The organism is Vibrio sp. Sgm 5, assembly GCF_026241575.1.
GTDB lineage: Bacteria > Pseudomonadota > Gammaproteobacteria > Enterobacterales > Vibrionaceae > Vibrio > Vibrio jasicida.
The window spans coordinates 20,088-33,424 of sequence record NZ_JAPHPY010000028.1; the positions used below are offsets into that span (position 1 = coordinate 20,088).

A 13,337-nucleotide genomic window follows, 5' to 3' on the forward strand; every position below is an offset into this window, starting at 1 on the left:
AGCAAAGTGCTGAGAAACCAAACTGTTCTCTTGAACCCCGTGCACTCTGCATATCGATTCTGAATTACATCCGTCTCTCGCTATTCCAAGAGACAAGATATTTAGGTGACAATGATCTTTAAGAACTTTGTAGGCTCACCAAAATCACGCCAACGGTGATCAAGCCAATCCCCATCCAGTTGACCATGCTGAGCTTCTCTCCCAGTAAAACTACACTGAATATGGCCACCAGCACCACGCTTAGTTTGTCGATCGGCGCAACTTGAGAGGCTTGCCCCAATGACATTGCACGGAAGTAACACAGCCACGATGCACCTGTCGCCAAACCCGAAAGCACCAAGAACACCATGCCTTTGGTCGAGATCTCTCCAATGGCACTGAACTGCTTGGTCGCGTAAGCAATCAAACCAACCAAAACAAGAATCACGCAAGTGCGAATAAAGGTCGCCAAGTCAGAGTTGATGTTCGCCACACCAAGTTTGGTCAACACTGCGGTCATCGCCGCAAATACCGCCGACATGAGCGCCCAAAATAACCAAGAAGTTTGAAGCATTGTCTTTTCCTATTCATCCCTAAAAGCAAAAAAGGCGTTACAGAGTGTACTGCAACGCCATGTCTTGCTTCGATTAAATTCGACTTAAATCCAATCGAATCAGTCTGTAACTAGAGCTTAAAAGTCTGCTGTCATACCAACATAGTAAGTACGCGGTGCTTCAACATAACCGATGTTTTCTAGCTCTCTTGATACACTTTCATCGGTTAGGTTGGTGATACCAGCACGAATACGTAGTGCGTCATTCACATGGTAAACCGTACCTAAATCCATCGTGGTGTAAGCGTCTTGCGTTAGCTGAGAGTCAATCTTACGGTCACCACGGTAGCGTGCGCTCGCAAACAGGTTCAAATCTTGAGTTGGGTACCAGTTTAGGCGTGCAAATGCAGAGTGCTTGTAACGCTCGTTCAGCTCTTCACCTGTCGACTTATCTTCGGTGTCTAAGTAAGTGTAGTTACCAGACATCGCCCATTGCTCATTGAACTGAATGCTACCGGTTAGCTCCACACCTTGGATAACGGCTTTCGATACGTTTTGGTAAGACTTGTACGGGTTAGACAGTTCACGATCGATTGGGTCGCCATTGTCATCAATACAGCTCATCACTGCACTCGACCACGTACCGACTTCACAGAAGATGTCCGTCTGTTCGATTAGGTTTTCGATTTCGTTACGGAATACCGCGCCTTCAAGGTTCCAGTTACGACCGCTGTATAGCGCCGAGAACTCGTAGTTCACGCTGGTTTCCGCTTCCAGATCTTCGTTACCTACGATGTTACAGTTACCTTTACAGCTGCTCATCGAGAAATCTGGGTGGTTTTGCGTCATGGTTGGTGCCTTAAACGCTTTACCCACACCACCTTTCAGTACCAAGTCGTCCGTTGTTTGGTGTACTAGGTACACACGCGGGCTGAACTCTTCACCGTAGTGCTCGTGCTTATCTAAACGACCACCAATGGTTGCCATCAGCGTATCGGTCATTTCCCATTGGTCTTGGATAAATACCGCACCTTGGTAAGCTTCTGCTTTGTTACCCACGATGTGCTCTGGGTTGGTCAGCTCGCTAGTTTGGTAGTCCACACCAAACGTCACAGTGTGGCTTTCACCTAGGTAAGTCGTAGCTGATGCTTCAAAAATTTGTGTTAGTTCTTCAATTGAATCAGCACCATCGTTTGCCGCTTCAATGTTCTCTACGTTTTCACGTGAGTAACGAACTTGCGTATCACCCCAAGACCAAAAACCAGTATGCGATAGCGCTTGGCTATTACGTTTAACGCGAGACTCCGAGAACAGAACCGTAGTACCACTTTCGGCAGCGGTATCACGCTCGTCGTCGCTGTAACCAAGGTCAAGATCGATAAATTGATTGTCCGCTAAATGCCATGAAAGCGTACCGAACATCGCTAAACTATCGCGATCTTCAAGTGCAGTGACCTCTTCACGATCAATGCTGCCTTTCTCGCCAGAGTATGGCTGCCACGCATTACGACTCGTTTGAGAAACAGAGAAGCGAGCAAAGAGTGTGTCTTCAATCAAAGCGCCCGACGTCGTTAGACCCACTGTGTACTCTTGACCACCATTGCCATCGTTTGGCGTGGTGTTGTCTAAGCTGAGCTGAGAGCTCCAATCGTTACTTGGTGACTTAGTGATGATGTTGATCGTACCGCCCATACCGTCAGAGCCGTAAAGCGCCGACATAGGACCACGGATGATCTCTACTCGCTCAATTGAATCCATTGGGATCGCAGAAAGATCGAAGTCGTTACCACGTACGATCGCACTTGCCGAACTCATGCGACGGCCATTTACCATGATCAGTGTGTATTTCGAATCCATACCACGAATCGAGATTTGCTGACGACCTGCACGTGTGCTGTCGAAATCTGACTCCACGCTGGTTGCGTTAGACACGATGTCCGCCAGCGTGATGCCTGGATCGTTTTCGATGTCTTCAGCGGTGATCACCGACATAGAAGCTGGAGCGTCTTTCAGCTCCATCTGGGTACGAGTTGCTGTTACAACAAGCTGCTCATCGGTTTCGATTGGCGTTGTATCAGCAAAGACGGAAAAAGAGGTACATAGCGCACCGATCACCACTGCTAATGGTTTTGGCGCAAACGGAGTCGTCTTCGACATGGTAAAAACCTATAAATTTTAATGGAACTTATAATGATAATGGTTCGCATTAAATAACCTTTATTTGACGAAGACAAGCAACCGAGCATTTGTAGGATTAATTACCACTATGTCGAAAATGAATAATAATATTCTTTACCATTCAGCCTCAGTTGAGCCATATATTTCCTTGAACAATGACTTAACCCAATTACACATCGGGTCGTTATGATAGCGCTTATGCCAGTATAAATAGACCGATTCACTGTCCATTCGAATCGCTTTTGGTACGGTTTTGGTGATCAATTTTCTGCCCTGACAAGCGTCTTGTGCAAACGGCGTTGGCAAGTGGAAAATCACATCCGTTTGCTCGGCAATCGCTGGCGCAGCGTTGAAGTTTGAAAGCTGAACAGGAATCGATAATTGGCGCTTTTTATCCACCACACCAAGCTCAACAAAACGGTGATAAATCGACAGGGTTTTGCCACCTTGAAGTGAGATTTGACCGAAGTTGCAATCGAGCAGCATCTCCACCGTCAGTTCCTCAACATGGGCAAGTGGATGAGTTTCGCTCATTAGGAATCGGTAGTCGCGATTGGCGATTTTCATGCGATACAAATTTTGCTCAGAGCTAGGTGGCTCGGCGGTTGAGAGCACAAAATGCACATCCCCTGCGATCAGCGAATCGAAATGGCGTTTCGGGATGGAATCGATATCGACAATCATGTTCGGCGCTTCTTCGCGGATACGCGAAACAATCGGTGGCAGTAAGAAAATCACCTGCGGAACCAAGCCGTAAAAACGGATCGTACCGTTGCTCTTTTCTGGCACAAATGACTGGCCGTACATCAGCTTTTCTAGCCCAGTTAACACCGTGTTCAAATCTTGCTTGATCACTTCCGCTTTTGGGGTCAATTCATAGCCGTGTGCAGTACGTACTAACAGCTCATCGTTGAACAAGTTTCTGAGTTTCTGTAAAGAGCGGCTCACCGATGGTTGGCTCATATTGAGCGATACCGCGGTGTTGGAAACATGCTTCTCTTCAAGTAGGTGTTTGAGAATAAACAATAAGTTCAAGTCGACTTGAGCTAAATTCATTTTTTGAATACTCACTATTCCGCTAATTCTGTTGCTGCATATAGACTATCTGCTAATGTGTCTGCAATCAATAATCATTCTTATTTGATTTTAATCAAATAAGTTATACCGCTTTACGACTAATCTCGCGCTCTATTTTTTAAAGCATTATTTGTTTTTAAGGCACTCTTGCGAGATTGCATCGCACCTTTTGGAAATCATTATGTTTGGTAAAACTTCTCTTCGCGTAGCAACGGGAGCTTTGCTGCTTGCATTGGCTCCTATGGGGGCAATGGCTAAAACCTACCAACACAGCTTGGGCACTGTAGACATTGATGGCGTACCACAACGCGTCGTTGTATTGGGCTACGGCAGTTTAGACTACATTGATGCTTTGGGCGTAACACCCGTCGGCATGCCAAAGACGCTGCTGCCAAAGTCACTAGAAAAATTCCAAATCGACTCGTTCGCAAACACGGGCAGCGTGAAAGAAGTGAACTTCGAGACGCTGTTTATGCTTAAACCAGACTTAATCATCGCGGAAGGTCGCATGGCAGATATCTACAAGGATCTGAGCGACATCGCGCCAACTTACATGTTCCGTATCGACACTACCGACTACTGGAAAACAACCCAAGAACACTGGCGTACGCTGGGTGACATCTTCGACAAAGAAGAGCAGGCAGAGCTGTTGATTGAAGGCGTTCAAGAACAAATTAATCATCTGCACGCAAAAGTAGAAGCTCAGCCACCACGCACACTGACCGTCTCAAACAGCGGTAACAGCTTGGCGATGTTTGGCACTAACAGCCGTTTCTCATTCGTGTATGAAGAAGCAGGTTTTGCAACGTCGACTTCTGAGAACGTGAAATCTGTACCACGCACTCACGGTAACCTGATTTCATTCGAATACATTGCTGATGCGCAACCTGAGGTACTGCTTATCCTTGACCGCGAACAAGCTATCGGTCAGAGCAGTGGTAAAGCAAAACAGCTGTTCGACAACGATCTTGTCAAGTCCACACCGGCGGCGAAAAACAACCGCGTGCTGTTTATGGACCCAGCAGCTTGGTACTTAACCGCAGGTGGCTACCAATCGACGCAAACCATGATTAAAGAGCTGAACCAAGTCATTGCAAACTAACAGACTCGGTTCAGTCTCACTCTAAAAGATGACCTTTCCCACTTCACGGTGCGAAAGGGCATTGTTGTTTTTATCACCCTATAAATACACCATGAAATTACATCATATCTTGGCTTTTTTATTACTCGTCGTACTCGCCTGCGCCTCTTTGCTGGTTGGGGTGGCGAACGTTTCTCTCTCGCAGATTTTGGCCGGTGACAGCCACAGTTTGAACATCTTGCTGGTTAGCCGATTACCCCGCTTGTTGGCCATCGTCTTAGCTGGCGCAGGCTTAAGTATCGCAGGTTTGATCATGCAGCAGATCGTACTAAACCGCTTTGCTGCCCCGTCCACCACGGGTACGGTCGATTGGGCAATGTTCGGCTATATCGTCGCGCTGATTCTGTTTGCAGACATGAGCAGTTGGGTACACCTGATCACCATCTTCGCGTTCTCTGTGATTGGTACGGTGATCTTCGTGCGCTTCTTGCAACGATTGAAGTTTAAGAACACCGTGCTCGTCCCACTGATAGGCATCATGTACGGCAACGTGGTTTCGTCCATGACCACCTTTATTGCCTACAAATACGATCTAGTACAGACCCTTGGTTCTTGGACGGTGGCTAACTTCGCATCGGTATTGCGCGGTAACTACGAGTTCTTGTATCTCGCTCTGCCAGTCTCGGTTCTGGCTTACGCTTACGCCAACCGCTTTAGTGCGGCGAGTGTGGGCGAGAGCTTCGCAAAAAACATTGGTTTGAACTACCAACGCATCGTATTGGTCGGTGTCATTCTTGTGGCTGTGCTGTCGTCATCGGTGGTGATGATCGTTGGTATGATTCCGTTTCTTGGGCTTATCGTACCAAACCTAGTATCGCTGTTCATTGGTGACAACATGCGTCGCAACTTACCTTGGACGGCATATGCAGGTGTGATTTTGGTGCTTACTTGCGACATCCTCGGTCGCCTCATTATCTTCCCTTACGAGATTCCAATTTCGATGATCATCAGCATCTTGGGTGGCTCAATCTTCATTTACCTAGTTCTGAGAGACAAATCAAATGCGTGATTCAATGAAAGTAACGCTGCTGGCAATCGCGGCGGTTTTGATTTGTGCGGTGTTCATCGGTAAAGGCTTAACGCCAGATAACTACCAGTTCTTCTTGTCACGCCGCATCCCGAAAGTACTGGCGATTGTCTTGGCAGCAATGGCGATTGCATCTTCGTCATTGATTTTCCAGACCATCACCAACAACCGAATCCTCACCCCTTCGATTCTGGGTTTTGACTCTTTGTACGTGATGATTCAAGTGCTGCTTGTGGTGATGTTTGGTGGCTTGAGTGCTTTGGTTATCAACAGCAAACTCAACTTCGTACTGTCGACCGGCATCATGATTGTGTGTGCGATGACTTTGTTCAGCTTCTATTTCCGTGGTCGTCAGCGCAACATCTTCACCTTGTTGTTGATTGGTATCGTACTGAGCAGCTTGTTCAATAGCGTCACCGGCTTCTTCACCATGATCACCGACCCAGATGAGTTCACCTTCATCCAAAGTTCGATGTTCGCGAGCTTCAACAACATCAACAGTGAATTGGTGTACTGGTGTGTGGTTCCGATGCTGCTGTGTGGTGCGTACCTAATGCGTATTGCCCATAAATTAGACGTAATGTGGCTTGGTGTCGATAACGCGAAAAGCCTAGGTGTGGATACCCACAAACTGACCATGCAAGTCATGTTCATCATCACTTTGATGGTGTCTATCTCGACCGCTTTGATTGGTCCAATTCTGTTCTTTGGTCTGATTGTTGTGGCTCTGGCTCGCCAAATTTTCACTGGCTATCAGCATCGCTTATTGATTGTGGCGAGCTCAGTCTTGTCGGTTGTGCTGCTGTCCGGCGGTCAATGGGTGGTCGAAAACCTGTTCGATTTCGACACCACCATCAGCGTTATTATCAACTTTATCGGCGGGGGCTACTTCTTGCTTCTGCTTATGAAAAACAAATTCGATTAAGGGTTTATCACATGATCCGTATTCAAGGTCTTAGCAAAAAATACAACGAAAAATACGTGGTAAAAAACGCCGATGCCCTTTTTCCACTTGGCAAAGTAACCAGCATTATTGGTCCGAACGGCGCGGGTAAAAGTACCTTGCTATCTATGGCGAGCCGACTAACAGAAAGCGATGCTGGTAGCGTCGTGATTGGTGATAAGCCGCTTGACCAATGGAACACCGAAGACTTGGCAAAGCGCCTATCAGTGCTGCGTCAGTCAAACAACATCAACATGCGCTTTACGGTACGTGATTTAGTGGCGTTTGGTCGCTTCCCTTACTCGCAAGGTCGTCTGACAGAAGAAGATCACCGCATCATTGATGAATCGATGCAGCATCTGGAAATCGACCATTTGAAAGATCGCTTTATCGACCAACTATCGGGCGGTCAGCGTCAAATGGCGTTTATTGCTATGGTGGTAGCGCAAGATACCGACTACATCTTCTTGGACGAGCCGCTGAATAACCTCGACATCAAACACTCCGTCGACATCATGAGTACGCTTCGCAAGCTAGCGGAAATGAAGAACAAAGCCGTAGTAATCGTAATTCACGACATCAACTTTGCGTCTTGTTACTCTGACCACATCGTAGCGATGAAACTTGGTGAAGTCATCAAAGCAGGCTTGGTTGAAGAAGTGATTGATGCCGAAGTGCTGAGCGATATTTACGAGATTCCATTTATCGTGCAAGAGATTAACGGCAACCGCATTTCGTTGTACTACCGACGTTAACGTAACCCAATCTGATTCCAAAGGCGGCCTCGTGTCGCCTTTTTTAATTTTGGTCAATGAAGAAGCGGTAAACACGGAAAATCGGTGTGTCTCGACGGCAATAATGATACTGTACTGAACAGTTTTATTTAGGCTGATTTAGTTATGCGCGCATCTACTGAAAAGAAAAGAACTCGAATCATCGAAGTGGCAACCGAGCTGTTTATTGAACAGGGTTACAAGGACACGTCACTCGATCAAATCGTTGCAATTTGTGGTGGTTCAAAACAGACCCTGTATCGTTACTTTTCCAACAAAGAAGGGTTGTTTGTTGAAGTGCTCGCGCATAACACCAAGATCAGCCTAGAGTCCGTTTTCCAGCTTGCTGATAAACAGAATGAACCACTCAGAGAAACCTTAGAAGACTTCGCGAAGAAGTATCTACGCGGCATTTGCTCTAACCCAATCCTATCGCTTTATCGCATCATCTCTGCCGACTTCAACAAACATGACTCGGTTCCAAATCAGTTTTGGCAAACCGGGCCTCAGCGCATTCATCAATACTTAATTGAGTTTTTAAAAACCGACACCATCAGCCAGCAGCTTAACATCGACGATGCCGATTTAGCTTGTGGTCAGCTACTCGCGCTGATCAAAATGGATCACCAGAACATGGCACTGATGGGCTTTGATTTCTTAAGCGATGAAGAATTGGATTCGCACACACAAAAAGCGGTGGCGGCGTTCCTTAAACTTTATCAGCGATAAGAACCTCAAAACTAAAAAACAAAGGGAGCACATTGGCTCCCTTTGTTCTTTTACGGCTTAGTTACCGGGTTGCTTGGCTAGCTATTTGTTCTATTTACATAACCTCAGTGCGCTTCTTGTTTTGCGGCTAGCTTCTTACCAATCAATAAGATTGGCGCAAGCGCAAAAATAGAGACAATAAACATCACCAACGAATTACTCAGAGCTAATGTCGTCGCTTGCTCTTTCACAACCGCACTAATCTGGCTCATGCCGAGTGCCGGATTAGGTAAGCGGCCATGAGTCAGAATCGCGCTGCTCAATGCTTGTTCGTAAGCCGCAAATACATGGTTTGAACCGTCCAGAGTGCGACCGATTTCGCCCGATGCTTGCGCGCTGTGGCTTTGAATCACACGAGAGAAAAACGCCCCGCCAATCACCCCGCCCATGGTTCGGAACAGATAGAAGTTAGCAATGCCTTCTAAACGCTGTCCTACTTGGAAGTACATCAACACCGCAATCGTCACCGACACATTCAACAAGCCAACACCAAAACCACGTAACAGCATTGGGATGGGTAGTGACTCTGTACCAACAAAGCTTGGTAATTGGCTGAACTCGTGCACCGACAATAAGATCATCAGCACGCCAAAAGGTACCACTGCATCCGCCAGCGGACGGCGGAAGTAATACACCAACACACTGACCAGCATGCCAACCAACATGGCGTAAAACGATGGCAACTGTGCATAGCCCGCATTGAGGCTGTTATAGTGCATCGCCATTTTTAGGAAGTTGGCAAACAGCACCGTACTTGCCATCACGGCAAAGCCCGCAAGAAAGGCGTTATACATAAACACGTTGGTCTTTAACTTACCGTGCAATTGCATCGACGCAGTATCCAATTGGCGCGTTTTCACCAACTGATACACCGCCAACAAAACCAGTGCCGCAGCGACAGAAGAAGCCTGTACAAACCAGTTTGAATCCAACCAGTTGTAGTAGCTGCCGCGCATTAGTAGGAACACCACCAAACTCATCGTTAACGCGAGTACGAGGTACACCGAACCTGAAGACTTTGGCTTGGTTTCAATCTCAATCGCCTGAAGTTTGTATACGCCGATCATCACTAGAGCCGAAAAGTACAACCAAGCCGAGGCAACATTCAGAAACGACCAGTCAAACACTTCGACAATCTCAGCCACCAACCACGGATAAGCGCCCATTGGTAACAGTGTTGAGAAGATCAGTGTCAGCGCAATAATTGCAGGCAACCAGCGCTGCTCAAAGGTATTGAGTAGATAAAGGTTCACCACCACCAACAACATGCTCATGAAAAAGCCGCTTACTAACCAAGTTAGCGTGAATAGCAGCGCATGCTGACCAGTCCAATAGAGCGCAAGGTTCGTTCCCAAACCCACCAGCAATGCAGAGTGTAATGGCAGTGACGTACCAAGCTTACGCACCAAGATAGGGGTAAACATAAACCCCAACACTTGAGTGATCATAAAGCCGATTTTCACTAGCTCGACTTCATCTACGGATAAACCGGTTGCGGCTGCCATCTCGTGGGACAACTCAGTAAACATCACCGAATTGATCCCAAAAGCCGCAATGGCAAACAGCGCGAAAATCAGCAATGGTGAACGTGTTTTCATGACGATTAACCTTGCGTTGCGGTCTCAATCGACACTTCAGCCGACAAGCCAGGGTAGATGCGCTGTTTCAGCTCTTGTGGGATATCCAACTCAATACGCACTGGCACGCGCTGTACTACTTTCACAAAATTACCGGTCGCATTTTGCGGTGGCAACAGACTAAACTGCGCGCCTGTTGCAGGGGTAATTGAAGATACACGACCATGCAACGGATGATCAGGGAACATGTCTAACACCACTTCTACATCTTGCCCTTGTGCAACGTTTTCCAATTGAGTCTCTTTGAAGTTTGCCTCTATCCAAACGTAATCCGGCACCATCACGATCAACCCCATACCCGGTTGAACAAACTTACCTACTTGCACTTGTCTGTCTGCCACATAACCATCAAATGGCGCTCGAACGATGGTTCGCTCAAGGGCGATATTTACCAGTCTCAAGTTCGCTTCTGCTTGCTTGCGTTGCGCGGTTAACTGCATCTTTTCTGTTACTAGCGCATCGAGCTGCTTCTGTTCAGCGGCTAGTGCTAGCTTGGCAGTTTCAAGATTGCTGCTTGCTTCAATAGAACGCGTTCTTTGCGCTTCAAATTGGTTCTTACTCACCGACTGTTTTTGTACCAAGCGTGAAAGACGTTTGAACTCCGCCGCTTGATGTTCCGCGTTAGCATTTGCGCTGTGAATGCCCTGTTTCGCCTGCTCGATCTTTACCAGCTGCATTTCGGTTTTGGTTTGGTTTGCCGTCAGTGCAGCCTTTGCGACATCTAACGCTGACTTCGCGATTTCTTGGTTGGCAATGAAATCTTCATCATCAATCGAAAACAGTGGCGCACCTTTGCTGACCCACTGGTTATCTTCGACAAAAAGTTGGCTTACCTGCCCACCGACTTCCGGAGAAATCGCCGTCACATCCGAGTGAACATAAGCGTTATCGGTGGTCACCGTATTAGGTTGGTATAACGCACAACCTGCAGCGACTAACGAACCAATAACAAGCGACAACGCAATGACTTTCTTCTTCATTTTTGAAACCCAACTTAATGATTTTTACAAACTGTACTGTACCGTACAGTTTTAGTAAAGATACATTTGATCATTGATAAGAAGAAAAGATCCATCCCACTGATTTTTTTAGATCTTATTTGAAGGTTACTTTTGAATGAAAGAGAAGACATTGAAGGGCTGTCGCGAGAAAAACAAAAAAGGCGACACTGAAGTCGCCTTTTGATTATGAAGAAATGCTTCGAGATTGAAGCCGGTGAGTCACGCTTATTGCTGCGCTACCTTCACTTGTGGCTTGGTTGAGCTTGTGTAATCGAAGTCAAACGCAATGCCATCTTTGGTTACGTCCAAAGCCATACCACCGATAAGCTCACCTTGTAGGCTCATCTTCACGTCTTCTGGTACTGGCTCACCAGACACTTCCGATGCTGTTTCAATCACTTCCAGTACGCGGTCCGAATCCATAGTGAAGCTCAATAGACCATTTGCCGTTAGCGGCTGAGCCATGACTTTCTCACTCGCTGCTGCTGATGCATCACCGCTGTAAAGCGTCAGGTGGCTACCGTTTAGACGAGCAAACACGTCCATCGGCTTACCTGCGTATGGTTCAATCAGACCACCGATGTTCACCGGTTGGTTGTCCGGTTGGATCTGAATCTGTGCCAACTCAGGAATAAACATTTGTGCCGTTTGCAGCAACATGTTTGGATCATCTGCTGAGATAGAGAAGATCGCATCCAACTGACCTAGCTCAGGTCCGTACTGGCCATTCATGTTCACATCAAGACCGAACATTTCCATGCTTAAACCTTTTAAGCCATTTGCCATACCCGCGCCCATGCTGATCGCCGGAGCTGGGTTTTGGCCACGCATGTCATTTTGCGCTTGCGCTAGGATTGAACATTGGTATTCTGGCGTGGTTAAATCTGTCCAGATCTTACCAATCGCAGGCGCCAACGTAGCAACGTCTAGGCCTAATGCCACACTAAACATGCTTTTTTCACCGTTGGATTCTGCCAGTACGCCACGCATAGATTTCAGCGCCTCAAGGATCACTTGGTTCTTCGATTCAACAACAAAACTACCGTTGAGGCGAGCTTTGTCGTCACCCGCACTGTACTCGGCAAACGCGACCATTTGTGGCCAGTTTTCAGCGATTTGAGTGAACTCAGTGTGACACGCCGGAGAACGCAGTTGCTCTAAAGTCGTGTCAGAATCGACATTCTTAAGTTGGCGTGCCATTCTGTTGCCATCAAGTGTCGTTAGACCTTTAATGATTTCTCGAATGTCGAAAATCCCAAACGAGTTGTTGTTCATTCCGTACTTAGTTTGCACTGCCTCTAGACGGCCAGAATCGACAATGCTGCTCTTTGGAGATTCAAGACCAAAAGCCAATTTAAGTGGGTTCTCAACACCCAGCTCTGGAATGTCGAAAGTCACGGTAAGTACGTTATTAACCACTCCCACCGCAAGACCAATGCCCAGTTGTGGATCTTGCGAATCTGTCAACTCGTAGCGGCGGAACTCCACCGTATCTAGCTTCACAAGTTCATGTTGGATGCCAGCAAGTTGCTCTTGCTCATCCAGTGTTTTCCAAAGCGCTGCAGGGTTCTCCAACTGCACTTTATAAACAGGTACAAGACCTAGGGTGTACATGATTGGGTTGACCATATCACCGGTACCTAAGAAGGCTTTTAAATTCTCAGGGGAAGAGGCTGCTGCCATGTACGCATCTAAGAAATTGACGGCAAACTTGAGACCAGACGTCAGCTCTTCTTCCGCGAACAACTCCGACATAGGTGGCTGCTGTGATGTACCGAAAGCGTTCATGTACTCGAAGTGATTGAAAGGTTCTGTTTGGTAAGTGATCAACAAGGTATCAGCTGGAACTTGAGCAAGTAGCGAGCTTGAAGATTCACCTTGGGCAAGATTGTTTTGGTACACATATGCGGCACCACCGGCTGCTGCGACCACTGCAGTAGCTAATAATAATTTTTTCACGACCAACTCCGTTGTCTTGGTTTTATTTCCTCAAACCAATCAGTAGGTTTGAGTGAGCATTAAGCCTTTAATGAACGCCATAAAGGATGAGAATCACCATTCGGGAACTCAGACGTTAATTTGCGTGCAACGCCATCATAAACCCCCAAACAAAGTTATCAATTTGCTGAATGCCAATTTCTTAAGATATCCAACATTTATAAGATGAACCGTGAAGTCGGTTAAACTGCGAAACCACACTATTAGCAACTTACTCAATAAAATTTCATAAATGCTATACCCTACCGGCCAAAATCCACGC

11 protein-coding genes are annotated in these 13,337 nt (G+C 46.9%); 5 read left to right on the forward strand and 6 right to left on the reverse strand.

What is annotated here, in order from left to right; translation table 11 throughout:
* Positions 1-118: 118 nt before the first annotated feature.
* The 3 genes from OQJ86_RS15810 to OQJ86_RS15820 form a co-directional block, all read right to left on the reverse strand.
* Positions 119-553 (reverse strand): EamA family transporter, encoded by a 435-nt coding sequence (locus OQJ86_RS15810; RefSeq protein WP_033004842.1) that lies wholly within the window; start codon positions 551-553, stop codon positions 119-121.
* Positions 554-670: 117 nt separating this feature from the next.
* On the reverse strand, positions 671-2,689 hold the full coding sequence (locus OQJ86_RS15815) for a TonB-dependent receptor domain-containing protein (protein WP_265988342.1): 2,019 nt from the start codon (positions 2,687-2,689) through the stop codon (positions 671-673).
* 135 nt (positions 2,690-2,824) lie between these two features.
* Positions 2,825-3,766, reverse strand: a complete 942-nt coding sequence (locus tag OQJ86_RS15820; RefSeq protein ID WP_038868905.1) for a LysR family transcriptional regulator — start codon at positions 3,764-3,766, stop codon at positions 2,825-2,827.
* Positions 3,767-3,968: 202 nt separating this feature from the next.
* Here OQJ86_RS15820 and OQJ86_RS15825 point away from each other — a divergent pair, with 202 nt between their 5' ends.
* The 5 genes from OQJ86_RS15825 to OQJ86_RS15845 all read left to right on the forward strand — a co-directional run bounded on the left by OQJ86_RS15825 (position 3,969) and on the right by OQJ86_RS15845 (position 8,400).
* Positions 3,969-4,889, forward strand: coding sequence for a siderophore ABC transporter substrate-binding protein (locus tag OQJ86_RS15825; protein ID WP_104034842.1), 921 nt, complete (start codon positions 3,969-3,971; stop codon positions 4,887-4,889).
* 91 nt (positions 4,890-4,980) lie between these two features.
* Positions 4,981-5,937, forward strand: a complete 957-nt coding sequence (locus OQJ86_RS15830) for an ABC transporter permease (RefSeq protein ID WP_265988343.1) — start codon at positions 4,981-4,983, stop codon at positions 5,935-5,937.
* Positions 5,930-6,880, forward strand: coding sequence for an iron chelate uptake ABC transporter family permease subunit (locus OQJ86_RS15835; protein ID WP_104037048.1), 951 nt, complete (start codon positions 5,930-5,932; stop codon positions 6,878-6,880). Before OQJ86_RS15830 ends, OQJ86_RS15835 begins: the two co-directional genes overlap by 8 nt.
* An 11-nt stretch (positions 6,881-6,891) precedes the next feature.
* Positions 6,892-7,653, forward strand: coding sequence for an ABC transporter ATP-binding protein (locus tag OQJ86_RS15840; RefSeq protein ID WP_005449633.1), 762 nt, complete (start codon positions 6,892-6,894; stop codon positions 7,651-7,653).
* Positions 7,654-7,797: 144 nt separating this feature from the next.
* The gene (locus OQJ86_RS15845; RefSeq protein WP_265988344.1) at positions 7,798-8,400 is read left to right on the forward strand and encodes a TetR/AcrR family transcriptional regulator; all 603 of its coding nucleotides are present in this window, start codon (positions 7,798-7,800) and stop codon (positions 8,398-8,400) included.
* A gap of 104 nt (positions 8,401-8,504) precedes the next feature.
* Here the strand turns inward: OQJ86_RS15845 and OQJ86_RS15850 are convergent, their stop codons facing one another.
* The 3 genes from OQJ86_RS15850 to OQJ86_RS15860 form a co-directional block, all read right to left on the reverse strand.
* Complete coding sequence (locus OQJ86_RS15850) at positions 8,505-10,037, reverse strand: MFS transporter (protein ID WP_265988345.1); 1,533 nt, start codon at positions 10,035-10,037, stop codon at positions 8,505-8,507.
* Between the two features lie 5 nt (positions 10,038-10,042).
* Positions 10,043-11,056, reverse strand: coding sequence for an HlyD family secretion protein (locus tag OQJ86_RS15855; protein ID WP_265988346.1), 1,014 nt, complete (start codon positions 11,054-11,056; stop codon positions 10,043-10,045).
* 246 nt (positions 11,057-11,302) lie between these two features.
* Entirely contained in the window at positions 11,303-13,036 is a 1,734-nt protein-coding gene (locus OQJ86_RS15860; protein WP_265988347.1) for a hypothetical protein, read from the reverse strand.
* Positions 13,037-13,337: the final 301 nt, after the last annotated feature.